Origin of the sequence: Microbacterium terregens, from assembly GCF_039534975.1 — a bacterium.
GTDB lineage: Bacteria > Actinomycetota > Actinomycetes > Actinomycetales > Microbacteriaceae > Microbacterium > Microbacterium terregens.
In genome coordinates this window covers 3,241,979-3,265,933 of sequence record NZ_BAAAWH010000001.1, presented here as the reverse complement: position 1 = coordinate 3,265,933, position 23,955 = coordinate 3,241,979, and the positions used below count along the sequence as shown (strand labels likewise).

At 70.2% G+C, this 23,955-nt stretch carries 22 protein-coding genes; 12 read left to right on the top strand and 10 right to left on the bottom strand.

Annotation, left to right across the window (positions count from 1 at the left end):
* Positions 1–169 precede the first annotated feature (169 nt).
* From ABD655_RS15265 to ABD655_RS15255, 3 genes are all read left to right on the top strand, one after another.
* Entirely contained in the window at positions 170–598 is a 429-nt protein-coding gene (locus ABD655_RS15265) for a DUF1622 domain-containing protein (RefSeq protein WP_344715230.1), read from the top strand.
* Positions 599–691: 93 nt separating this feature from the next.
* Positions 692–964 (top strand): hypothetical protein, encoded by a 273-nt coding sequence (locus ABD655_RS15260; RefSeq protein WP_344715229.1) that lies wholly within the window; start codon positions 692–694, stop codon positions 962–964.
* Positions 964–1,341: a hypothetical protein gene (locus tag ABD655_RS15255; RefSeq protein ID WP_344715228.1), complete on the top strand. Its 378-nt coding sequence runs from the start codon at positions 964–966 to the stop codon at positions 1,339–1,341. Before ABD655_RS15260 ends, ABD655_RS15255 begins: the two co-directional genes overlap by 1 nt.
* Before the next feature lie 132 nt (positions 1,342–1,473).
* Here ABD655_RS15255 and ABD655_RS15250 read toward each other — a convergent pair whose 3' ends face one another.
* Positions 1,474–1,722 carry a hypothetical protein gene (locus ABD655_RS15250; protein ID WP_344715226.1) on the bottom strand — a complete coding sequence of 83 codons (249 nt, stop codon included), beginning with the start codon at positions 1,720–1,722 and terminating at the stop codon, positions 1,474–1,476.
* A 154-nt stretch (positions 1,723–1,876) separates the two neighbouring features.
* A complete protein-coding gene (locus ABD655_RS15245; RefSeq protein WP_344715224.1) occupies positions 1,877–2,620 on the bottom strand; it encodes an alpha/beta fold hydrolase in 744 nt (247 codons plus the stop codon).
* Between the two features lie 92 nt (positions 2,621–2,712).
* Between ABD655_RS15245 and ABD655_RS15240 the strand changes: the two genes are divergently transcribed.
* From ABD655_RS15240 to ABD655_RS15220, 5 genes are all read left to right on the top strand, one after another.
* Positions 2,713–3,126 carry a PNPOx family protein gene (locus tag ABD655_RS15240; protein ID WP_344715222.1) on the top strand — a complete coding sequence of 138 codons (414 nt, stop codon included), beginning with the start codon at positions 2,713–2,715 and terminating at the stop codon, positions 3,124–3,126.
* A 71-nt stretch (positions 3,127–3,197) separates the two neighbouring features.
* Positions 3,198–4,745 (top strand): MFS transporter, encoded by a 1,548-nt coding sequence (locus ABD655_RS15235; protein WP_344715220.1) that lies wholly within the window; start codon positions 3,198–3,200, stop codon positions 4,743–4,745.
* Between the two features lie 69 nt (positions 4,746–4,814).
* Entirely contained in the window at positions 4,815–5,969 is a 1,155-nt protein-coding gene (locus ABD655_RS15230; RefSeq protein ID WP_344715218.1) for an exonuclease SbcCD subunit D, read from the top strand.
* Complete coding sequence (locus ABD655_RS15225) at positions 5,966–8,998, top strand: AAA family ATPase (protein ID WP_344715217.1); 3,033 nt, start codon at positions 5,966–5,968, stop codon at positions 8,996–8,998. The genes ABD655_RS15230 and ABD655_RS15225 overlap by 4 nt, the downstream gene beginning before the upstream one ends.
* A 53-nt stretch (positions 8,999–9,051) precedes the next feature.
* Positions 9,052–9,240, top strand: a complete 189-nt coding sequence (locus tag ABD655_RS15220; RefSeq protein WP_344715215.1) for a hypothetical protein — start codon at positions 9,052–9,054, stop codon at positions 9,238–9,240.
* Between the two features lie 16 nt (positions 9,241–9,256).
* Here the strand turns inward: ABD655_RS15220 and ABD655_RS15215 are convergent, their stop codons facing one another.
* The 4 genes from ABD655_RS15215 to ABD655_RS15200 all read right to left on the bottom strand — a co-directional run bounded on the left by ABD655_RS15215 (position 9,257) and on the right by ABD655_RS15200 (position 15,401).
* Positions 9,257–9,856 carry a phosphorylase family protein gene (locus ABD655_RS15215; RefSeq protein ID WP_344715212.1) on the bottom strand — a complete coding sequence of 200 codons (600 nt, stop codon included), beginning with the start codon at positions 9,854–9,856 and terminating at the stop codon, positions 9,257–9,259.
* 438 nt (positions 9,857–10,294) lie between these two features.
* Positions 10,295–11,779: a lipase maturation factor family protein gene (locus ABD655_RS15210; RefSeq protein WP_344715210.1), complete on the bottom strand. Its 1,485-nt coding sequence runs from the start codon at positions 11,777–11,779 to the stop codon at positions 10,295–10,297.
* A gap of 4 nt (positions 11,780–11,783) precedes the next feature.
* Positions 11,784–13,247 (bottom strand): phytoene desaturase family protein, encoded by a 1,464-nt coding sequence (locus ABD655_RS15205; protein WP_344715209.1) that lies wholly within the window; start codon positions 13,245–13,247, stop codon positions 11,784–11,786.
* 72 nt (positions 13,248–13,319) lie between these two features.
* On the bottom strand, positions 13,320–15,401 hold the full coding sequence (locus tag ABD655_RS15200; protein WP_344715207.1) for an NAD(+) synthase: 2,082 nt from the start codon (positions 15,399–15,401) through the stop codon (positions 13,320–13,322).
* 175 nt (positions 15,402–15,576) lie between these two features.
* Between ABD655_RS15200 and ABD655_RS15195 the strand changes: the two genes are divergently transcribed.
* Positions 15,577–16,056, top strand: a complete 480-nt coding sequence (locus ABD655_RS15195) for an SRPBCC family protein (protein WP_344715206.1) — start codon at positions 15,577–15,579, stop codon at positions 16,054–16,056.
* A gap of 13 nt (positions 16,057–16,069) precedes the next feature.
* Here the strand turns inward: ABD655_RS15195 and ABD655_RS15190 are convergent, their stop codons facing one another.
* Positions 16,070–16,288, bottom strand: a complete 219-nt coding sequence (locus ABD655_RS15190; protein ID WP_344715204.1) for a DUF1801 domain-containing protein — start codon at positions 16,286–16,288, stop codon at positions 16,070–16,072.
* A gap of 377 nt (positions 16,289–16,665) precedes the next feature.
* On the opposite strand from ABD655_RS15190, the gene ABD655_RS15185 reads away from it, so the two are divergent.
* Positions 16,666–20,181 carry a TM0106 family RecB-like putative nuclease gene (locus ABD655_RS15185; protein ID WP_344715202.1) on the top strand — a complete coding sequence of 1,172 codons (3,516 nt, stop codon included), beginning with the start codon at positions 16,666–16,668 and terminating at the stop codon, positions 20,179–20,181.
* A gap of 75 nt (positions 20,182–20,256) precedes the next feature.
* Positions 20,257–20,571, top strand: a complete 315-nt coding sequence (locus tag ABD655_RS15180) for a DUF3467 domain-containing protein (protein ID WP_344715200.1) — start codon at positions 20,257–20,259, stop codon at positions 20,569–20,571.
* Positions 20,572–20,817: 246 nt separating this feature from the next.
* Here the strand turns inward: ABD655_RS15180 and upp are convergent, their stop codons facing one another.
* The gene (gene upp / locus ABD655_RS15175; RefSeq protein WP_344715198.1) at positions 20,818–21,450 is read right to left on the bottom strand and encodes a uracil phosphoribosyltransferase; all 633 of its coding nucleotides are present in this window, start codon (positions 21,448–21,450) and stop codon (positions 20,818–20,820) included.
* Between the two features lie 65 nt (positions 21,451–21,515).
* On the opposite strand from upp, the gene ABD655_RS15170 reads away from it, so the two are divergent.
* Positions 21,516–21,983, top strand: coding sequence for a nucleoside deaminase (locus ABD655_RS15170; protein ID WP_344715196.1), 468 nt, complete (start codon positions 21,516–21,518; stop codon positions 21,981–21,983).
* 24 nt (positions 21,984–22,007) lie between these two features.
* On the opposite strand, the gene ABD655_RS15165 is transcribed toward ABD655_RS15170, so the two are convergent.
* Both ABD655_RS15165 and ABD655_RS15160 read right to left on the bottom strand, forming a co-directional pair.
* Positions 22,008–22,937, bottom strand: coding sequence for an LLM class F420-dependent oxidoreductase (locus ABD655_RS15165; protein ID WP_344715194.1), 930 nt, complete (start codon positions 22,935–22,937; stop codon positions 22,008–22,010).
* Positions 22,938–22,967: 30 nt separating this feature from the next.
* On the bottom strand, positions 22,968–23,933 hold the full coding sequence (locus ABD655_RS15160) for a cation diffusion facilitator family transporter (RefSeq protein WP_344715192.1): 966 nt from the start codon (positions 23,931–23,933) through the stop codon (positions 22,968–22,970).
* Between the last annotated feature and the right edge of the window lie 22 nt (positions 23,934–23,955).

Below are 23,955 nucleotides of genomic sequence, written 5' to 3'. Positions count from 1 at the left end.
TTGCGCGGAACGCGCAGCTCTTAATGGCTCCGCCCCACACCCCCGTTGCGCTGAACGCGCAGCTCTCAATGGGGCTCCGCCCCACACCCCCGTTGCGCTGAACGCGCAGCTCTCAATGGGGCTCCGCCCCAAACCCCCGTTGCGCTGAACTCGCACCTACACTGAGCCCGTGGACTTCGAGACCGTCTTCACCTACGTCGCTCTGACGTTCGAGGCCATCGGCGCGTTGTCGATGATCGTCGGGTTCGTCATCGCACTGGCGCTGGGCTGGCGCTCGCTGCGCCGCGGCGAGGGCGGCAGCACCGCGTTCTCCGTGCTGCGGAACACCCTGGGTGCGGCGATCCTCCTCGGGCTGGAAGTGCTCGTCGCCGCCGACCTGATCCGCACGATCACCTCAAAGCCGTCGCTGGAAGACGCGGTGATTTTGGGGATCATCGTCGTGATCCGGACCATCCTGTCGATGTCGATCCAGATCGAGATCGAAGGCGTACTGCCGTGGCGTCGCGCGCTGACCACCAGCGGCGGCCAGCTGATCGGGCGCGCGATCGCCAAAGACCGGAGGGCGGCAGGTGCCACCGACGGAACAGCGGCGTCGTAGCCGATTGCGTACTCGCGGGTGTGCGTGCGCGTCAACCCCTTGGAACGATCCGCGTCCGCAGGAGAGTGTAGGAGGCGTCGATAAGGAGACGTCATGAGCACGGATGGATATCTACCGGAGGCTGTCGTGAACGCGGACCCGCCCGGCGGGTGGGAAAGCGGCGAGGTCGCCGACCGCGAGACGGCTGCCCGCAATGTCGATGCGATCGACTCGCCGTCGCTGAGCGACTCGGGGCTTCCGCCGAATGCGCCCGACGGCACCGACGCCACGGCGGACACGCCGGGCACCGTCGAGGGCGACGCGGCCGGCCAGGGGTCTGACCCCGACCTGATCACGGACGACGACCTCGCCGAGGGCGACTCCTGATGTCGGGCACGGCGAACGAGTTCGAGAACCCCGGGGCGAACCACCCCGACCGGAAGGACACGGAGGGCGTGCAGCCTGCGCCGGCCGAGCAGCGCAGCGATGCGGGCGTGGGCGGCGCCGTGAACCGGTCGGATGACGCGCCGCGGGGCGAGGAGACGCAGGACGAGCCGGTGCTCGCTCAGAATCAGGCCACGCGGCAGGAGAAGATCGACGGGATCGTCGCGCAGACGCGCGTCGACCTCGGCGGCGAGACCGACGAGCGCTATGCGGAGGTGCTGCGCCAGCGCTTCGTGGACTCCGGCATCGAGATGACCGACGAGGATCGGCAACGCCTCGCCGGTGACGTCAATCCCCGCTCCGGCGGCGGCGGCGTCTGAAAACGCGGGGTCGACGCGCCTGACGCGGTGTCCGACGCGCGCTTACCGCGGGGCACCAGCCGGAGACGCGGGCGATCCTGCACGGGTCCGGACGTGGGCGACCCGGCGGTCAGCCCACGTCCGGACTCAGGTTCAGGCGACGGCGCACACCGTCGCCGGACTGTCGTGAATCCCGATCGGCCGTGGCCATGCCGCGCGTACCGCGGTGCGGCGGGCCTCCTCGCGGGGGGTGAGGCGAGCAGCGGCCACGACCCGGGGCGCGACGAGCTCGGTCTGCGCGGCGCGCCGTTCCCGGATCGAGGCGAGAAGTGCGAGTTCGCGCTGGCGCATTTCGACCTCGTGATGGAACTGCGCTTCGGCTGCGTGAACGATCGAGAGCATGATTCCTCCTAGGATCCGATGACTCCAACGTACGGAGGGGTTCCGACATTGCTCGGCCCGGCGCGGTTGGCAGGATTCGGCGCATCGCGGGCGGGAATCCGTGCACGACGGCGCGCTCCGCGGGCCGATTCCGGATCTCCGCGCGAGCGAGGTCTCAGCCCGGTTGCGCGAACTCCCGGATCAGGGTCGCGGCCGGCGCGGCATCCCGGATCATCGTCTCGTGCCCGTGGCCGGGCACCTCGGCGAGTCGTGCGTGCCGCAGCGACGCGACCACGATCCGGCACCAGTCCCGGGAACTGACGTAGTCGTTCTCGCCCCGGAGCACCAGAACGCGGGCCCGGATATGCGCATACGTCTGCTCCGGGCGGTGCGCCAGCATGGCCTGGAACTTTCCGCGCAGGTGGGGTCCGGCGCGAAGGTATTCGCGCGCCCCGACGACGATCACGCGGGGACTCTCCACCGCCAGGTCCTGTCCCATCCGCAGCAGCTGACCCATGGCGGTGCGCTCGCGCGCATTGACCGTCGGCCCGATGAGGACGACACGGTCGACCAGGTCAGGATGCCGCGCCGCGACCTCTCCGGCCACCTGCGCACCCATCGAGTGCCCGACCAGGACGAACCGTGCGGGGTCGAGGCTGCGCAGGTATGCGGCCACCAGATCGGCGGTGCGCTCCACCGTGAGGATGCGTGGCGGCTCTGGCGCCTCACCGTATCCGGGCAGATCGACGGCGATCGTCGGAGCGTCGAGATGTTCGATCAGGTCCGCGAAGACGCTCCGGCCCATGCCGATGCCGTGGATCAACACGAAGACGGGGGACTCGGCTCGCGTCGCCCGGCTGACGCTGGTCTCCGCCACGAGCGTCGCTCCCCCGTGGGAGAAGTACGCGATGTCGCTCACCGGTAGAGGCTATCTGTACGGCACCGCTGTCCCCACCGTGGCAGAGCCGCCAGACTGGGTTCACCGGGGCCGTCGACTCGGGAAGGGCGATGATGGGGCGTTTCAAGAGCGCATATCTGGACGTGCTCAACCGCACGCTCAACCCGCTCGCGGTCCGCCTCGCCAAGCGCGGACGGGGGCCGTTCTCTCTCATCCGTCACATCGGCCGCAAGAGCGGCCGGACGTTCGAGACGCCGGTGATCCTGGCCGACTCGTCGAACGGGCTGGTCGCGGAGCTGACGTACGGCGATCAGGTGAACTGGTACCGGAACATCGTCCGCGGCGGCGGGCAGATCGTGCACCGTGGGCGCACTTACCGGATCCTGTCGGTCGAGCCGCTTCCGGCGGCGGACGGCCTCGCCGCCTACGGACCGCTGCGCTCGACGATCCTCCGCCTGCTGCGCCGGCGCGAGTTCCGGCTCATCCGGGTAGCGCCGTCGCCGTCTGTACCCGGCGGGGAGGACTGACCCGACAGATCGGCGTCGCTCACCGAAAACCCTTGCTGACGGCATCCGCTCGCCCGACTAGCCTGGGTGCGATGTCGGATTCCATCTCTCCGAGCGCCGCGGCCGCCCCGGCGGCGACGACGACCACGGCCGGCGCGGCCCGTCCCGTCGGCGGCGCGCACCCGCCGACGACCGACATCGCACTGACCTCGCCGCAGCGCTGGCGCGCGTTCTGGGTCTGCGTCACCGTCGCGGCGATCACGATCCTCGACCTGTCGAAGGTCAACGTCGCGCTGCCGTCCATCGAATCCGCGCTCGGCGCCGGCTCGACCGAGCTGCAGCTCATCGTGGCGGGCTACGTGCTGACGTTCGGGCTGGTGCTGGTGCCCATGGGCCGACTCGGCGACCAGCGATCGCGTCGCGGGCTCTTCATCGTCGGGCTCTCGCTGTTCACGGTGACCAGCCTGGTGTGTGCGCTCGCGATCAGTCCCGTCATGCTGCTGGTCGGCCGGCTCCTGCAGGGCGTTGCGGCCGGCATTCAGATGCCACAGGTGCTGGGGCTCATCCAGCAGCTGTTCCAGGGCAAGGAGCGCGGGCGCGCGTTCGGCCTCTTCGGCGCCACGGTCGGGATCGCCACCGCATTCGGTCCCACGCTCGGCGGACTGCTGATCCTGATCGGCGGCCCGACCGACGGCTGGCGCTGGATCTTCTGGATGAACGTCCCGCTGTGCCTGATCGCGATCGCCCTGGCCGTCTGGGTCCTGCCCGGAACCCGGACCCGCTCGCACCGGGCGCTCTCGTTCGACCTGTTCGGAGTCTTCCTCTTCGGCTTGGCCGTGCTCTCCCTCATGTGGCCGTTCCTGTTCACGACCGGCTCGCCGGACGACAATCCGCAGCGGTGGTGGCTTCTGGTGGCCTTCGTCCTGTTCGCCGGGGCGTTCGTGGCATGGGAGCGGCACTACGAGTCGCGCGGCAAGCAGCCCCTGATCCGGTTCGGCCTGTTCCGGATCTCGTCGTTCCGCAACGGAACGTTCCTGATCGCGGCGTACTTCACCGCGATCCCTGCGCTGTTCCTGCTGACCACCCTGTTCCTGCAGACCGGCCTGGGGCTGGCGCCGGTGTTCGCGGGTATGGTCACGATCGGATTCGCACTCGCGAACGCGCTGTTCTCATGGATCGGCGGAAATCTCGTCGGCACATACGGTCGCACCATCGTCGTCTGGGGCCTGGTCGGGGTGCTGGTCGCCGTCCTCGGTCTCGCCGCCGCGGCCCTGTTCGTGCCCGCGGACGCGGTCGTGTGGGTGATGGCGGGCATCATGGTCGTCGGCGGCGCGGGGGGCGGGCTGGTGCTCTCGCCCAACCAGACACTGACGCTCGCCGACATCCCGGTCAAGCAGGGGGGCATCGCCGGATCCATCGGTCAGCTCGGCCAGCGGATCGGAACCTCCATCGGCACCGCCGTCGCGCTGTCGCTGTTCTACGCGACCATCTATCGCGAGGAGGGCGGCACCGCCAGTGAGCTGGAGGTGTACCACGACGCCTACGCGTACGGCATGACCGCTGTCGCGGTCTTCATCGCGCTGGCATTCGTCATCTCGGTCATCGATCTGAGTTCGCGGCGACGCAAGAAGGAACGCTGAGGCTTCGCGAGGAGCGAACCCTCCGCACGCCTCGACGGTGATGTCGCACGGCGCACGTAGCGTGTGAGCATGCGCATCCTGCACACCTCGGACTGGCACATCGGGCGGTCGTTCCACGGCCACGCCACGCTCGATGCGCTGCGGGGCGTGCTCGACACCCTCGCCGCGCAGGTCCGCGAGAACGACGTCGACGTGGTGATCATCGCGGGGGATGTCTTCGACTCGGCCGCACCGGCGGCTGCCTGCTACACCGTCCTCTCCGATGCTCTCCGCGCGCTGTCGGAAGCAGGCACCCGCATCATCGTCACAACCGGCAACCACGACTCGGCGGCGCGGCTCGGATTCCAATCCGGGCTGCTGCGCGACGGCATCCATGTCGTGACCGACCCGTTGTCCGCGGGCACGCCGATCACGATCGACGACGAGCACGGGCCCGTCCACTTCTACGGCATCCCATTCCTCGAACCGGCGCTGGTCCGCCACCTGTGGCCGGAGGCCGAGCTTCGTTCGCAGCACGCGACGATCGCACACGTCATGGGACTGGTGCGCGCCGACCACGCCGGTCGGGGCGGCCGGTCGGTCGCGATCGCCCACTGCTTCGCCGCGGGCGTCGAGGCGACACCCGGTGTGGAGCGGGAGATCCGGCAGGGGAGTCTCGACGTGGTGCCTCTGGGCGCGTTCGAGGGTCCCGACTATGTGGCGCTCGGTCACATCCACGGCCGGCAGCAGCTGTCCGAGCGGGTGCGATACGCGGGTGCGCCCCTGCACTACAGCTTCGGCGAGGCGGACAAGCCCCGCGGGTCCTGGCTGGTCGACCTCGATTCGGCAGGGCTCGCATCCGTCGCCTGGCTCGACCTGCCCGTTCCGCGACGGTTGAAGACGCTGCGCGGCACCTTGGACGAGTTGCTGAACGACGCGCGCTTCACCGAGCACGAGGACGCCTGGGTCTGCGCGCAGTACACCGACCCCACGCCCCAGCTCGACCCGATGCGGCGACTGCAGGCGCGCTTCGGCTACTGCGCGACGGTGATGCACACGCCCGAAGGCGTGCGCGGACCCGACGGGCTGACCTACTCGCGGCGCGTCCGCGCCGCGCGCAACGACGTGGAACTGGTCGACGCCTTCCTGACCCACGTGCGGGACGGCGAAGGGGCTTCCGAGCGCGAAATCGGCGTGCTCCGTGACGTGATCGAGGAACGGTCGCTCGTCGAGGCGTCCGCGTGAGGCTGCACCGGCTCGAGCTGGAGGGGTTCGGACCGTTCCGCGAGCGGCAGGTCGTCGACTTCGACGCGTTCGCCGCGGACGGCATCTTCCTCATCGCGGGTCGCACGGGCGCCGGCAAGTCGAGCGTGCTGGACGGCGTGTGCTTCGCGCTGTACGGCGGCGCGCCCCGGTACGACGGAGCCGAGAAGCGGCTGCGCAGCGACCACTGCGCCCCCGACGACCCGACGAGCGTGGCCGTGGAGTTCAGCGCCGCCGGAAAACGGTGGCGGGTCACCCGCTCGCCGGAGTACGAGCGGCCCAAGCAGCGGGGCTCGGGGTGGACGACCGAACCGCACCGCGCGCAGCTCGACGAGCTCGTCGACGGGTCGTGGCGCGGCCGCGCCGCCCGCCCGGTCGACGTCGCCCGCGACCTGGACGAGATCCTGGGGCTCAACCAGCAGCAGTTCCTTCAGGTCATCCTCCTCGCCCAGGGGCGCTTCGCGGAGTTCCTGCTGGCCAAGAACGACGACCGCCAGCGCCTGCTGCGCAAGCTCTTCGGCACGCGCACGTACGAGGACTACCAGAATGCGCTGGAGCAGCGTCGCAAAGACGCCGAGCGCGCGCTCGCGGCGGCGGACGACGGCGTCGCAATGCTGGTCGGCGAGGCCGAGCGTCTCATCGACGGCGACGCGCTCGTCGGCGACGGCACCGATGGCGGCACATCGAGCGCCACCGGCGTCCCGGGCGCCGCCGAGGACGTGCCTCCGATCGCCGTCCGCTTCGAAGCGGGCGAGCGCGCCATCCAACGGCTGGCGTACCGCGCCGACACCCTTGCACGAGAGCGGGACGCCGCCGATGCCGCGCATCGTGCCGCCGAAGCCGCGCACGCCGCGGCCACGTCGATGCGCGACAAGCAGGAGCACCGCACGCGCTCGCGCGCCGCGCTGGCGGCGCTCGAGGAGCGCGCTGCGTTCATCGTCACAGACCGCGAGACGCTGACGCGCGCGGCCGCCGCCGAGGCGCTGCGTGCACCGATCGAGTCCACTGCGCGCGCCTGGCTCGCCGCCGCTGCTGCCGCCGACACCGAAGACGTCGCGCGGGTCGCGTGGGCTGCAGCGGGCGAAGGTGCCGACACCGCGGGCCTGGCCCGGCGGATCGAGGAGCTCACCGGCGACCTCGCCGTCGCGACCGCAGCCACTGCCGAGGAGCGCCGACTCGAGGAGGGCGAGAGGGCACTGGCCTCGGCCCGCGCCCGCATCGAGGAGTTCGAGGCGCTTCTGGGCCGCATCGATGCCGCGCGCGCGGGTCTTCCGGAGCACCTGGCCGAGCTGGACGCCGAGCTCGCGGTGCACACCGCCGCGGCGGCAGCGCTCGATGCCGCACGGACCGGTCTGCAGGACGCCACCAGCCGCCTCGAGGCCGCCCGCGAGGCGGAGCGTCTCGCCGCGGCGCAACGGCAGGCCGAGTCCGCCCACGCGGACGCGCTCGCCGCGCTCGAGCACGCGGCATCCGCCGTCACCGTCCTGCTGCGACGGCGATTGGCCGGTCATGCGGCCGAGCTCGCCGCGGCACTGGTCGACGGTGAGCCCTGCGCGGTGTGCGGGTCCGTCCAGCACCCGCACCCGGCGGATGCGACGGACGAGCCGGTCACCGATGGGCATCTCGCGACTGCCGAAGAGGTCAAGGATGCCGCGGCCGCCGCCGAGCGGGCCGCCGCCGACCGCGCCCGCAGCGCACGGGTCGCCCACGCGGACGCCGCAGCCCGAGCGGGTGGCGCCGAGATCGCGATCCTCGCCGAAGGCCACGGCCTGGCCGAGAAGGCGGTGCACACCGCAGAAGCCGCCGTCTCAGACCGGGACCGGCTCGCTGCGCGACGGCAGCAGCTCGTGGAGACGGATGCGGCAGCCGTCGCGGAGCGCGACGGCCTGGCCGCCGATCTTGCGGGAGCACGCGAGTCGCTGGCGGCACTGATCGAGCAGACGACGTCCGCGCGCCGCGCGGTCGACGCCGCCCGCGGCAGCTTCGTCACGGTCGCCGAACGGATCGCCGACGCGACCTCTCGTCGCCGGCTCGCCCGGACGCTCGCCGACGCCCACGCCGATGCCGCCGTGCGCGACGCGGCAGCGCGCGACGCGGCGGCCGATCTCGATACGCGGGTCGCGGCATCCGTGTTCGCGTCCGTCGATGAGGCGACCGACGCGCTGCGGGACGCCTCGACGCGCGCCGTCCTGGACGAACGCATCCGGGACCATGACGCTGCGCTGCGCACCGAGCGCGACCGGCTGCGCGACCTCGAACTCGAGCTGGCCGGTGCTTCCGAGAGTCTCATCGATCTGGATGCCACCGCCGGCGAGCTCGCGGGCGCCCGCGAACGGTGGAGCACCACGGTGGATGCCGCGGCGCACGCCGCACAGACGGTGGCGCGACTGCGCGACCTCCTGGAGCGCGCCGCCGCGGCGCACGCGAAGATCGCCGACCTGTCGGACGAGCACGCGGTGGTCGCGCGCCTGGCCAACACGGTCGCGGGGAAAGCCCCGAACACTCACCGCATGACGTTGGAGTCGTTCGTGCTCGCCGCCGAGCTCGAGGAGATCGTCGAGGCGGCGAACCTCCGGCTGGACGACATGTCCTCGGGTCGTTACCGGCTGCAGCATTCCGATGCCCGCGCGGCGCGGGGCGCGGCATCCGGACTCGGCCTGCAGATCATGGACGCGCACACCGGTCAGGCCCGGCCCGCCCAATCCCTGTCGGGCGGAGAGACCTTCCTTGCGTCGCTCGCCCTCGCACTGGGGCTCGCCGAGGTGGTCACCGCCCGCGCCGGCGGGGTCACCCTCGACACGCTGTTCATCGACGAAGGGTTCGGATCTCTCGATGAGGACACCCTCGAGCTCGCGATGCGCACCCTCGACGAACTCCGCCAGGGAGGGCGCACCGTCGGCCTCATCAGCCATGTCGCGGCGATGAAGGAGCAGCTCCCCGCCCAGCTTCTGGTCGAGGCGACGGCGCAGGGTCCCAGTGTCATCCGCCAGGAAGGTGCCGTCGTCCGCTGAACGGGAGTCGCCCCGGCGCGGCGCACCGACTCATCCGGTCTTAGGCTGGGGGAGTGAACAAGGGCACAGTCTGGACCATCGTCGGCGTCATCGCGGCGATCGTCATCGCGTGGTTCCTCGTCAACGTGCTCTTCTCGGTGGTGGCCTTCTTCATCAAGCTTCTGGTCGTGGCCATCGTCGCGGTCATCGTGTTCCTCGTCCTGCGGGCCGTGTTCGCCCGCAGCGACGACTCCGAGTCCTGATCGCCCCGGTCGGGCCTCAGACGCCGTAGTCCGCGCGCACGCGCTCGCGCAGCTGTGCGCTGCACGCGGTGACCGTGGTCCGCCAGTCGGTGATCGCGTCGTCCTCGGCGCGGTCGGAGACGGCCTTGAGCACCCGGATGGGGATGCCGAACCGCTCGGCGACCCACGCGTAGGCGTAGGTCTCCATATCGACCAGCCCCGCGCCGAGCAGCCGAATCCCCGCCACCGCATCGGAATCGTCCACGAAGGAGTCGCCGGTCGCGATGGTGACACTCTCGCCGCCGAGCTTCTCCTGCCTCGGGTCGGGCTCGGTCGGGATCGCGCCGAGTTCGACCCGCATGGGCAGCGAGACGTGCTGGCCGACGATCCCGTCGATGTCGGTCACGTCGTGCTGGATCGCGGCGTCGATCTCGTAGACGGTCCCGTCCAGTCGTTCGTCGATTGCGCCGGCGGTCCCCACGACCACGATCTCGTCGTAGCGCGCCGCGTCCAGAGCGCGGGTGAGCGCGTACGTCGCCTGGAGCTTGCCGGGCCCGGTGACGAGACGGTCGAATCCGGTGAGGACGGGAGGGAAGGCGACGAGTTCGGATTCGAGCGCTGCGACGAGAAGTTTCACCGGTCTATCCTTCCAGGCCGCCGAGGCACCTCGCGCCGCTGGGTCGTGTGCGGGCCGGCGCTGGGGTTCGCCTGTCGCGATCTGCGGCCGCGCTCGGCGTGTTGTGACAGGCGAGGGGGGTGGGGCGCCGCGCTCCGAGGGGCGGGGGCGAGTGCGCGGGACCTGCGGGCATGGGGTTCTGCTGTCGCGATCTGCGGCCGCGCTCGGCGTGTTGTGACAGGCGAGCGGGGTGGGGCGCCGCGCTCCGAGGGGCCGGGGGAGTGCTCCGCGGGCGGGGGAGTGCGCGGGACCTGCGGGCATGTGGTTCTGCTGTCGCGATCTGCGGCCGCGCTCGGCGTGTTGTGACAGGCGAGCGGGGTGGGGCGCCAGGCGAGCGGGGTGCGGAGGCCGCGAGCGGGGTGGGGCGGACGCGGGCACAGCGACCGCGCGGCCGCGGGGTCAGCGGTGGAGCCCCACCGGACCCAGGACGACGCGACGCTGATCGCGCCGCCACCGCGCACGGCTCTCGCGGAATTCGGCGCGCGTCGTGAAGCGGTAGCGGTACGACACGGCGCGTACCCAGCGCGGCTGCTCTCCGGCGAACGGATCTGCGGCGAGCAGGCGCAGCGTCGGCCGGTCAGCCTCCAGCAGCCGGACCAGGAACGCGGTGAACCACTCATCGAGCGAGCGCCCGAGGGGCAGGAACCACATCAGCCAGTCGAGCCTGAGGTGGTACGGAGCGAACTGGCGGGGGATCCGGGTGAGATCGCCCGGCTTGCCCTTGAAGGCGTATTCGTGCCAGGTCGCGGCATCCGGGTTGTGATCCCTCGTGCCCTCGACCACGATCTCGATGCGCACTTTCGTGACCGTGCCGAACGCACCGTACGCGTTCGCCAGCTGCCAGCGGTTGAAGCTCGCGTTCATCAACTGCCGGTGCGCGAACAGGTTGCGCAGGGCCGGCCAGCTGAGCAGAACGTACGCGACGCCGAGCAGCGACGTGGCGACGAGCCAGGGGAGCGCGATGCCGTCGATCAGCCACGGCGGCTCATCGCGCGCCCGCTGCGAGGGCGCTCCGATTCCGGGGATGCCCACCGCTGCGAAGGCGATCACGATCGTCGCCCAGTTCAGCCAGGCGAAGTTGCCCGTCGCGACGAGCCACAGCTGTGTCGCCAGGACCACGCCGGCCGCGGTCGCGCCGACGAGAGCCGGGACGGGACCGGGAATCCAGAGCCCCAGGACGGGCGCGAACAGGAACCACGGCACGACGAGTTGGGCGAAGTGGTTGCCGAGTACCTCGCCCTTGTGGAACCAGCGGGGCAGCAGGTGCGCTTGCCGGCTGAGGGGTCCCGGCATCGGCTGGGTCTCGTGGTGGTAGGTGAGTGCGGTCAGATCGCGCCACTCGCGCCCGCCCCTGATCTTGATCAGGCCGGCCCCGAACTCGAGCCGGAACAGAAGCCACCAGAACAGCACGATCACGACGGTCGACGGCGGCTGCGCGTCCGACCCGAGGAACGCCGCGAGAAATCCCGCCTCCAGAAGCAGCATCTCCCAGCCGAAGGAGTAGAACGTCTGGCCGATGCTCGTGATCGACATGTACCCGAACCACAGCACGAGAAAGACCAGCATCGGCACCCAAGGCGGGGCGAGTTGGGGGATGCCGCAGACCAGCGTCGCGGAGAGCACGATGCCGCCCGTGCACAGCGCGACCAGGCGTCGATCCGTGTAACGCCCCCACCGGAACACGGTGGGACCGTGGAGCCGGCGAGCCCGCGGGGACGAAGCCGCCCACTGCAGCAGGTCTGTCGCCGGCAGGAGCCCGTGCTCGCCGAGAAGCGGCCGGAACTGGTTCAGCGTCGAGACGAAGGCGATCAGGTAGAGCGCGGCGATCCCGCGCTGCAGCACCTGCCGAGCGAACTCGAAGTCGACCGCCGCGAACCCGTCCATCGCGTCATGTCCTGAGGAGGTCCGAAGGTTGCAGTCGCAGGCCGAGCGTGTCACGCAGCGCCTGACGGGCGGCGTACCAGCCCGGCATGCCGTTCACACCCGGCCCGGGCGGGGTCGCCGCCGATGCCAGATACACGCCCCGCAGCGGTGTCCGCCATGGCGTCGGCGAGAGGACCGGCCGACGAATCGCCTGCGCGAGCGTGAAGGCGCCGCCCAGGATGTCGCCGCCGACGTCCGAGGGATTGAACGACACGCGCTCGGCGGCGGTCATCGCCGCCGAGGCCAGGATGCTGTCACGCACGCCCGGCGCGAACCTCTCCAGCTGCCGGATGACCGACTCGGTCGGGTCCAGCACCGAGCCGGCCGGGACATGGATGTACGCCCAGAGCACCTGCTTGCCCGGCGGCGCCCGGGTCGGATCGAGCACCGAAGGCTGCACCACGAGGACATACGGGTGCTCGCTGACGGATCCGCGCGCAACGGCGTTCTCGCTCGCCGCGACCTGCGCCGCGGTGCCGCCCAGGTGCACGGTGGGGGAGCGCGCGACATCCGGATGCAGCCATGGCACGGGTCCGTCGAGGGCGAAGTCGACCTTGGCCGCTCCCGGACCGTACCGATAGCGCGCCACCGCGCGCGCGTATCCGGCCGGCACGTCGGGGTGTGTGAGCATCAATCGCGGGGATGTGTCCAGCAGCAGCAGATCGCCGGCCGCGGGATCTCCCCAGTCGAGGTCGGCGAGGGAGGTCACGAGCACCCCGGTGCTGACCTCGCCGCCGTGCGCGCGCAGATCCGCGATCAGCGCGTCGGCGATCTGCTGCGCACCGCCGCGGGGATATGCCCAGCCGTCGCCGGCGTGCGCGTGCGCGGCCAGGAGAAGACCGGATGCCGCCGACCCTACGGAGGGCAGGCGGGTGTTCGCGTGTGCCAGCACCCCGGACAGCAGGGCCCGCGCCTCCGGAGCAGCGAAGGCCCATCGCCCGAACGGCGAGCCCGACTGCAGCACGCGAAGCCCGTAGCGCACCGCCGCGAGCGGATGCCGCGGCATCCGCAGCAGCTGTGAACCGGTGAAGTCCACGACGTCGTCCAGGTGCGCGCTGAGCGGGCGCAGAAGCGCGAGCCACCGCTTCTCGTCGCGGCCCAGATCGCGTGCGGTCCGTGCGATGTCGCGCCACGCGATCGCAGCGCGTCCGCCCTCGAGGGGGTGCGCGTACGAGATCTCGGGAGAGATCCAGGTGAGCTTGTCGCGCAGGCCGAAGGCCCGGAAGAACGGCGATGTCAGTGCCGCGGGGTGCACCGCCGAGCCGATGTCGTGGTGAAAGCCGGGCAACGTCAGCTCTGCGGTGCGAACGCCGCCACCTGCCGTGGCCGACGCCTCGAGCACGTGCACCTGGTAGCCGACGCGGGCAAGGGTGACGGCCGCGGCGAGCCCGTTGGGCCCGCTGCCGACGATGGTCGCGCGCCTGGCCATGCCGTCATCCTCCCATCGCGGGGAGCGACCGCGCAGGACGTGACCCGATGGAGGTCCCGCCCGCCGGAGGTCCTAGGACGCGGTCTCGGGCAGCGCGGCATCCAATTCGGCGAGCCATGCGGTGGCGTTCCCGTCCGATGGCGCACGCCAGTCCCCTCGGGGGGACAGCGAGCCGGCGGATGACACCTTCGGCCCGTTCGGGATGGCCGAGCGCTTGAACTGCGCGAACGCGAAGAATCGCTGCAAGAAGACGCGCAGCCACTTCGTGACGGTCGGAAGGTCGTAGGCGAAACGATCCTCGGGCGGGAATCCGGGCGGCCAGGCTCCCTGTTCGGGGTCGGCCCATGCGCGCTCGGCGAGGAACGCGATCTTCGAGGGCCGCATGCCGAAGCGCAGGATGTGGAACAGCGTGAAGTCGTGGAGCGCGTACGGCCCGATGCGGTCCTGAGTGGACTGCATCTTGCCGTCCTGCCCGACCGGCACCAGCTCGGGGCTGATCTCCGTATCCAGCACGGCCTGCAGCACGTCCTTCGCGTGAGCGCTGAGCTCGGTCGCCCCGGCGTGCAGCGGTGTCGAATCATCGGCGATCACCCACCGGATGACGTGCTGGATGAGTGTCTTGGGCACGCCGGCATTGACCGCGTAGTGGCTCATCTGATCGCCGACGCCGTACGTGGACCAGCCGAGCGCGAGCTCGGAGAGGTCCGACGTGCCGATGACCATCCCACCGTTCTGGTTGGCCAGCCGGAACAGGTAGTCGGTGCGCAGCCCGGCCTGAACGTTCTCGAACGTTATGTCGTGCACCGGCTCACCGTCCGCGAACGGGTGTCCGATCTTCTCGAACATCTCCGTCGCGGCCGGCCGGATGTCGATGGTCTCGATCGATGCGCCGATCGATTCGGCCAGCGCGATCGCATTCGCCTTCGTGTGATCGGATGTCGCGAACCCCGGCATCGTGTACGTCAGGATGTCGCTGCGCGGCCGGCCCATGCGGTCCATCGCGCGGGCGATGACGAGCAGGGCGTGCGTGGAGTCCAGGCCGCCGCTGACGCCCAGGACCGGCTTCGGTCCGCCGATCGCCTGCATGCGCTGCACGAGACCCGATACCTGGATGTTGAAGGCCTCGTAGCAGTCCTGGGCGAGCCGTGCCGGGTCGTCGGGAACGAACGGGAACCGGTCCAGTGCGCGCCGCAAGCCGACGTCGCGGGCGGGAGGGTCGAGGAGGAAATGCACGGTGCGGAACATCGCATCGGCATGCTCCGCGCGGCGGTTGTCGTCGAACGTGCCCTGACGCAGGCGGTCCTGACGCAGTCGGTCGAGATCCACGTCGGCGATCGAGCTGCGCGGACCGTCCGGGAACCGCTCGGTCTCGGTCAGCAGTGCGCCGGCCTCGTAGATCATGGTCTGGCCGTCCCACGAGAGGTCGTTCGTCGACTCGCCGGCGCCGGCCGCCGCGTACGCGTAGGCAGCCAGGCATCGCAGCGACTGCGACTGGCACAGGATCTTGCGATCGTCCGCCCGCGCGATCGTGATCGGGCTGCCGGAAAGGTTCAGCAGCACGGTCGCCCCCGCAAGCGCTGCCGACGATGACGGTGGAATCGGCACCCACACGTCTTCGCACACCTCTGCGTGGACGACCAGGCCGGGCACATCCAGCGCCTCGAACAGCAGGTCGGGTCCGAACGGGGCCTCCAGATCGCCGACGCGGATGTCCTGGCCGACCTGGTCGTCACCCGGGGCGTACCAGCGGCGCTCATAGAACTCGCGATACGTGGGCAGGTACGACTTCGGAACCACCCCCAGCAGTTCACCGCGGTGGATGACGACGGCGCAGTTGTACAACCGGTTGCGGTGGCGCAGCGGTGCACCCACCACGAGCATCGGGAGCAGCTCCTCAGACTCCTCCACCAACCGTGCGATGGCCGTCTCGACCGCGTCGAGCACGGCATCCTGCATCACGAGATCGTCGATCGCATAGCCGGTCAGGCACAGCTCGGGGAAGACCGCGACGGCGACCGCATCCGCGTCGCACTCGCGCGCGGCGGCGAGCACGGCATCCGCATTCGCCGAGGGATCGGCGATCGAGACGGGAATCGTGCAGGCCGCGATACGGGCGAATCCGTGTCGGTACGCGCTCTCGAACGGAAGGCTCATGCGCCCAGTCTGTCAGCACGTCGCCGGTACGGTGCAGCGCAACCGCGTGGTCATCCCACGGACGGCTCGGTAGGAACGGAGCCGGGTCGCCGGAGGGGGTGAATCGCAGCGTCGGCGTCGGAGCATCGATGCCGGCGAGGCCGATCGGACGGGCGGTCAGTCGTAATCTGATCTCATGGGCGTCATCGAGTTCGACCTGACCCGCACGGTTCATGCCGGCATCCCAGAGGTCTTCGCTCGTCTGGCCGACATCAGCGGGTACAACGACTGGATGCCGGATCACGGAAGCATGCTCCGCCGCACTCAGCTGACCTCCCCGGGAGCACCGGCCCTCGGGACGACGTACCTCGATGAGACGTCTTTCGGCCCGACGCCCGGCGAGATCTCGGCGTTCCAGCCGCCCCGCACGCTCGTGTATCACTGGTGGATCAGGTCCAAGGCGGGCCGGCTCAGAGTCGAAGGGTGGCCCGCCTACCGGCTCGAAGCGAGCGATGATCACACGACGCTCGTTCGTCACAACGCCAAAGTGCACACCTACGGGATGTACCGGCTGGCAACGCCGATACTCCGCAGGATCGCGAAGAAGGAGCGCGCCGCCACGCTCGAGGCTCTCGCGGCGTCCTTCGAACCCGGCGGCGATCGGCGCGCCGGGTGAACGACCGGCAGGCCTAACGCCTCCTGCCGCCGATACCGGGCACGGAGGTGATCTGTCTCATCCATGCCGAGACCTGGTCGCTGTCGAGGTCGTCGATGCTCTTGAGTTCCACGCCTCGGGTCGTCTTGCCCATCCCCACCGGAGTCACCGGAGGCACCGGATCGAGCAGGGTCGCTCCGTTGACGAACATGAGTTTGACGTCGGCGGTGAACCGCCGCAGCTGAAGCACCATCCGTCACCGACGCCGTAGTACGCCATGCCCCACTTCACGGCTCGCTGGAGGTTGGGCAGGGTCGCGGCAGCCAGTGCATCGACGGCCTCGGCGAGGCCACGCTGCGGCTGGGGAAGACTGGCGATGTAGGCGAAGACCGGTTTGTCGCCGACAGCCGCCTTCGCAGGGCTTGCTCTGCCGGTCATGGCATCCCGCAACCATGGCGGTGCGGGACTCGGGTCGTTCTCGCTGCTGGCCATTTCGAACCTCACCTTGCTCCGCACGGATCACTCGGCCGACGACCACACTAGGCACGTCGTCGATGCGGTGCCAGGTAGCGCCCGTGGCGGTGTGGTGTCCGCGGCCGCCCGTACGATCGGGGAGACGAAGGGGAACCATTGCGATATATCCCGGCAGAGGCGCGCGTGATCTGGAGTGCGAGCGACCTCAAGGCGGCCGCCGAGTGCGAGTTCGCGTGGCTGCGAGGGATCGATTCTCGGATCGGGCGGATCGCCGCGGTGGAGGAGCCCGAGGACGCCACGCTGGAGCGAGCCGGCCGCCTCGGCGGCGAGCACGAGCAGCGCGTGCTGGCCGCGTACCGGGCGCGGTTCGGGGTGGGCGTGATGGAGATCCCCGATACCTTCTCGTCGAACAGCGCGGGCCTGGAACAGGCCGTCGCCCTGACGGAGGCGGCCCTCGCCTCCGACGCCGACGTCATCTATCAGGCCGCGTTCGCGACCGACGAGTTCGTCGGGTTCGCCGACTTCCTGGTACGCGACGAGGTGGGCCGGTGGGTCGTCCAGGACAGCAAGCTCGCCCGCCGCGCGCGTGTCACCGCGCTCATGCAGCTGTCGGCATACGTCGACCAGCTCGACCGGCTCGGTGTTCCTCGTTCCGACCGTGTGGAGCTGCTCCTCGGTGACGGCACCACCAGTGTGCACCTGGCCGACGAGCTCCTTCCGGTCTTCGCGCTGCGCCGGGCTCGGTTGCGCGCTCTGATCGCCGACCGCCGCCTGGACCTCGGGCTGGAGTGGCCGGCGATCGCGTGGGGAGATCCTCGCGGAGAGCTCGGCGTCGTGGCCTGCGGGCGGTGCGCGACCTGCGATTCCGAGGTCGTCGCGTCCCGCGATCTGCTCCTGGTGGCCGGCATGCGACCGGTGCAGCGCGATCGACTGCGCACCGGCGGGATCACGACCATCGACGCGCTGGTCCAGGCCACCGTCGCCCCGAGTCGCATGAATCCCGACACATTCGCGATGCTCCGCACGCAGGCCCGCCTGCAGCTCACCGCGCCGGCGGGAACCGGCGAGACCGCATCGGTGAACCCGGATGAGGCGCCGGCGATACCGCCCTACGAAGTGGTCGCACCGAAGGCGCTCGGCGCCCTGCCGCGCCCCGACGCGGGCGACCTCTTCTTCGACTTCGAGGGCGACCCGCTCTACACGGAGGGTGAGGCCACCGTCTGGGGAATCGACTACCTGTTCGGCTGGGTGGACATCCGCGAGCAGTACAGCGCTCTGTGGGCGCACTCGTTCGACGAGGAGCGCGATGCCCTGGAACGGTTCCTCGACATCGTGAACCTGCATCGGGCACAGCATCCGGATATGCACATCTACCACTACGCCCCCTACGAGCCGACGCATCTGCTGACCATGGCCGCGCGGCACGGTGTCCGCGAGGCGGACGTGGACCGGCTGCTGCGCGACGGCGTCTTCGTGGATCTGTACCCGATCGTGCGGCGCGCGCTGCGGGTCGGATCGCGGTCGTATTCGATCAAGAAGCTCGAGCCGCTGTACATGGGCGACGAGGTGCGCACCAGCGACGTCCAGAAGGGCGACGATTCGATCGTCAAGTACGTCGAAGCGCGGGCGCTCCTCGAAGACGGCGCAGAGATGCAGGCACGCGAGATCCTCGAGGATCTCGCCGACTACAACCGCTATGACTGCGTGTCGACGAGGCGCTTGCGCGACTGGCTCGTGGATCGCGCGCGCGCCGCAGGGCTGCGCCCGTCACCGAACCCCGAGCCCGGCGAGAACGTCTACGAGCCCTCGCCGCGTGCTCTGGCCCTGGCGGATCTCGCGCGCGAGCACCCCGAGGACTCCGCGGATGCGATGGCTCTCCGTCTCGGCGCGGCGGGTATCGACTACTACGCGCGCGAAGCGAAGACCTTCTGGGCGACGCACTTCCTGCGGTTGCGCGAACCTGTGTCGCTCTGGGAGGACACGCGCGATGTCGTGGTGCTCGACTCGACGCGCTGCCGGCTCGTCGAGGACTGGCACCGCCCCGAAGGCGCCCGGACGGATCGACGCGTTCTGGAGCTTCGTGGCGAGCTCGCCCCCGGTACTCGCCTCAGCGAGGGGTCGAATCCGTTCGCGCTGTACGACCTTCCGGCGCCGTTCCCCTTCGAGCCGTCGCCGCGGTGGATCCACGCCGATCACCGCGTCACCGTGATCGAGGTGCTCGATGACGGGGCCGTGGTCGAGGAGAACGCCGTCGACGGCCGCACGTGGTCCGAGCTGCCCATCGCTCTGACGCCGTCCCCGCCGCCGCGCGCCCTCAACCAGCAGGTCGCGATCGATGCCTGGGCTGATGCCGTCCTGTCCGCCGCTCCACACCTGCCGGCCGACCCGGCCACCGACATCCTGCGCCGCGTTCCGCCCCGCACCCGGAGCGGCGCGCTCGCCGCCTCCACGGGCGATGACGTCGACGCGATCGTGCGCACCCTCGTCGACCTGGACCGCAGCTACCTGGCCGTCCAGGGGCCCCCAGGCACCGGCAAGACCTACGTCGGGTCTCACGTCATCGCGCGGCTCGTGCGCGAGCTCGGCTTCAAGGTAGGGGTGGTGGCACAGTCCCACGCCGTCATCGAGAACATGCTCGATCGGATCGTCGCCGCGGGCGTGCCGAGTGACCTCGTCGCCAAGGCGCCGAAGGATCCGACCGCCACAGGCCTGACCTTCACGCCGATCTCCAAGAACGGCGTCGCTGCGTTCACGGCCGAGCACGCCGGGAGCGGGTACGTGATCGGCGGGACGGCGTGGGACTTCGCGCACGAGGGCCGTATCCCGAGAGGCAGTCTCGACCTTCTCGTCATCGACGAGGCCGGACAGTTCTCGCTGGCCTCCACCATCGCCGTCTCGCTTGCCGCGTCACGCCTGCTGCTGCTCGGCGATCCGCAGCAGCTGCCGCAGGTCAGCCAGGGAACTCACCCCGAGCCGGTCGACACCTCCGCGCTCGGGTGGATCATCGACGGCGCCGACGTCATCCCGGCGGAGTACGGATACTTCCTTGCACGCACGTGGCGCATGCACCCGCAGGTGGCTGCGCCGGTATCGCGACTGTCGTACAGCGGCGAGCTCGCGGCGCATCCATCCACCGCGATGCGCGAACTGGCGGGAGTGCAGCCCGGCCTGATCCCCGTGTCTGTGCGGCACCACGGCAACGCGACGCAATCCCTCGAAGAGGCGGCGGTGGTCGTGGAGATCGTCCGCGACCTCGTCGGGCGAGCGTGGACCGGCATCCTGATCGGCGACGCGGGCGAGACGACCCTGCTGGAGCCGCGTCCGCTGCAGGAGAGCGACATCATCGTCGTGACCCCGTACAACGCGCAGCAGGTCGCCGTGGAGGAGGCGCTGGCGGATGCCGGTTTCCCGAGCGTCCCCGTGGGCACCGTCGACCGCTTCCAAGGTCAGGAGGCGGCGGTGGCGATCGTCTCACTGGCAGCCTCTTCGGGCCGCGACGCGCCGCGAGGACTCGAGTTCCTGCTGCTGCGGAATCGCCTCAACGTGGCCGTCTCCCGCGCGATGCACACCGCGTACCTGCTGTCCTCGCCCGGCCTGCTCGATGACCTGCCCTACACCCCCGAGGGTGTGGTGCGGCTGAGCGGGTTCGCCCGGCTCATCGGTGAGGCCTGAGGCACACGGTCCCGCACCCCGCGAGCGGCTGACTCTGTCCGCGTAGACTCGCGGCAGACAACGGAGGAGACGGCCATGCCCGATGAGCGGCAGTTCGAGATCGACTTGCCCCCCGAGCTCATCGCAGGCGCCTACGCGGACTTCGCCAACGTGTGGCACACCTCCACGGTGTTCATCATGGACTTCCTGACGCTGGCCAAGCCGCCGGTCGAGATCGTCGACGACGAGACGGGCGAGAATCGCACGATCGTTCCCGCCCGGGTCGTCAGCCGTGTGCGCATTCCTCCCGAGCAGGTCTTCGAGCTCGCGAAGGCGCTGACGCAGCAGCTGGAGTTCTGGGAGCAGGAGACCGGGCGCCGCCCGCCGACCGACCCCATGATGGACGGATAGGCCCCGACGCCGAACCGGTAGACCGCCCGCCGCGCCCTGTCAACCCCGTTGGGTGTGCGCGGTCCGGCACGTAACCTGACCAAGCGCCCCACCATAGGCGCGGGCCGCGGCATCCGTTCGGCGAGGGGTGGATGCCGCGGCCGTCTGCGGTCGAGGCGGCCACCCCTCTCCGCGCGGAGCGCGGCAAGGGCATGGTGGATGCCGCGGCCGTCTGCGGTCGAGGCGGCCACCCCTCTCCGCGCGCGGTCACACCGTGCCGTACAGGCGATCGCCGGCGTCGCCCAGACCGGGGACGATGTAGCCCTTCTCATTGAGGCGCTCGTCGAGTGCGCCGAGTACCAGGGTGACGTCCCTGCCCTCGACCTGCTTCTCGATCGCGGCGACGCCCTCGGGGGCGCCGAGCAGGCAGATCGCCGTGACGTCGCGGGCGCCCCGGTTGAAGAGGAACTCCATCGCCGCGCCGAGTGACCCGCCGGTCGCGAGCATGGGGTCCAGCACGAAGCACTGTCGATCGCTGAGGTCCTCGGGCAGGCGCTCCGCGTAGGTCGTCGGCTCCAGCGTCTCCTCGTTGCGCGCCATGCCGAGGAAGCCGACCTCGGCGCTGGGGAGGAGTTTGACCATGCCGTCCAGCATCCCCAGCCCGGCGCGCAGGATCGGGACCACCAGCGGACGCGGCTCGCTGATCTTGACTCCGGTCGTCGCCGTGACCGGTGTGCGGATCTCGTGCGGGCTCACGCGCACGTTGCGGGTCGCCTCGTAGGCGAGCAGCGTGACGAGCTCTTCGGTGAGCTGGCGGAAGACCGGCGAGGGGGTGTTCTCGTCGCGCAGGACCGTGAGCTTGTGGGTGATGAGCGGGTGATCCGCGACGTGCAGGCGCATACGCACAGGCTATGACACTCGCGGCGCCGGCGCGGGCCCGAGAACGCCGGGCCTACGCTGGGCTCGTGGCACTCTCGGCATCCGAACGCGACGCTGCGCTGATGGCGCGGGCCCTGGTCCTCGCGGCGGACGCGGGCCAGGCCGGTGACGTCCCGGTCGGGGCGCTGGTGTCGGATGCCGCGGGGGTGGTGATCGGCGAAGGGCGCAACCTGCGGGAGCTGACGCACGATCCGACGGCCCACGCTGAAGTGGTCGCGTTGCGGCAGGCGGCCGCCGCGATCGGCTCATGGAACCTCGAGGGGTGCACCTTGGTCGTGACTCTCGAACCGTGTCTGATGTGCGCGGGGGCGCTCCTTCAGGCGCGTGTGTCGCGGCTCGTGTTCGGCGCGTGGGATGAGAAGGCCGGCGCTGCCGGTTCCCAATACGACGTCGTGCGCGACCGTCGACTGCCGTACCGTGCGGAGGTCATCGGCGGGGTTCGTGAGGACGAGGCCTCCGATCTCCTGCGGCGTTTCTTCGAGTCGCGCCGCTAGCTCGCTCGACTCGAAGCGCCCGCCTCAACGGGGCAGCCCAGGCAGGACCTCCTCGCCGAGGTAGGCGGTCTGTTCGAGGTCGCGCATGTCGACCGTTTGGAAGTAGATCCGCTGAGCGCCGAGCGAGACGAGCCGATCGACCTTCGCGGTGATCTCGTCCGCGCCGCCGCAGATGTTCGTACCGTCGCGGAACTGATCCAGCGGTCGCCCGGTGGCCTCGGCGCGCCGACGCAGTGTCTGCTCATCCGGCGCGGCGATCGTCGGCAGCGCGACCGAGAGCTTCAGGGTGTCCGGGTCTCGCCCGATCCGTTCGCAGGCCGCGCGCACGCGGGCGAACGCGTCCGCGATCTCGGGCTCCGGGCGGAATCCGATGTTGAATTCGGTGGCGAAGCGGGCCGCGAGCTCCGGCGTCCGTCGCGGCCCGTTCCCGCCGATGATCACCGGCACGTGCTTCTGCCTCGGCTTCGGCAGCGCCGGTGCGCCGACGAGCGTGTAATGCTCGCCAGTGAAGTCGAACGTCTCGCCGACGGGTGTGGCCCACAGACCCGTCACCACCGCGAGCTGCTCCTCCAGGATCCCGAACCTCTTCGCAGGGAAGGGGATGCCGTATGCCTGGTGTTCCGCATCGAACCAGCCGGTGCCCAGCCCGAGCTCGATGCGCCCGCCCGACATGTCGTCCACCTGGGCGACCTGTATCGCGAGGACCGCCGGCACCCGATGCGTTGCCGAGGAGACCAGCGTGCCGAGGCGGATTCGACGCGTCTCGCGCGCCAGACCGGCGAGCGTGGTCCAGGCATCCGTGGGCCCGGGGAGGGGATCGCCGGATCCCATCCGCATGTAGTGGTCGGACCGGAAGAAGCCGTCGAAGCCCGCGCGTTCGGTTGCCAGGGCGAACGCGAGTTGTTCCTCGTAGCTGAATCCCTGTTGCGGCTCGGTGAAGGTGCAGTACTCCATCGACCCAGTCTCGCAGCGCGGGAGGCGGCCTCAGTCCACGGACCGGATGACGACTTCTTCTGTCGGCGGCGAAGCCGATCCGCCGGCGTGCAAGATGTCGGGTTCGAGGTAGATCGCCCGCGCGGTCGGGACGGCCCTGCGGATGCGCGCCTCGACGATGTCGATGTCCGCGGCGACGTCGGCGAGGGGTCGATCGCCGGCGAACGCGAGCTTCGCTGCGACAAGAAGCTCGTCCGGGCCCAGGTACAGCGTCTTGATGTGGATGAGGTGCTCGACCTCTGGGCCTTCGGTGATCGCGGCGACGATCTTCTTGTGATCGGCGTCCGTCGCACCCTCGCCGACGAGCAGGCTCTTCGTCTCGATCCCGAGCGTGATCGCCACGAGGATCAGGAGCGTTCCGATCATGAGCGTGCCGATCGCGTCGAAGATCGGATTCCCGGTGATCGCGGTCATGCCGACGCCGAACATGGCGAACACGAGACCCGTCAGCGCGGCGATGTCCTCGAGCAGGACCACGGGCAGCTCTGGCGCCTTCGAATGCCGGATGAACGCAACCCACGACTGGCCCTTCGCGCGGACCAGGTTGCTCTCCCTGACCGCGGTGCGCAAGGAGAACGACTCCAGCACGATGGCGATGGCGAGGACGACGAGGGGGATCCAGAAGTTGGTGATCTCGTGCGGATGGGTCAGCTTGTCGACGCCTTCGTAGATCGAGAACAGGCCACCCACCGAGAACAGGATGATCGAGACGACGAAGGCGTAGACGTAGCGCTCGCGGCCATAGCCGAACGGGTGCTCGGAGTCTGCTGCTCGGCGGGCGCGGCGCCCGCCGAGCAGCAGGAGCAGCTGGTTGCCGGAGTCGGCGACCGAGTGGATCGCCTCGGCGAGCATCGACGCGGATCCGGAGATCAGCCAGGCGGCGAACTTCGCGATCGCGATGCCCATGTTCGCCAGGAACGCCGCAATGATCGCCTTGCTGCCACCGGATGCACTCATGCAGTCGAGTGTAGGGTCGACG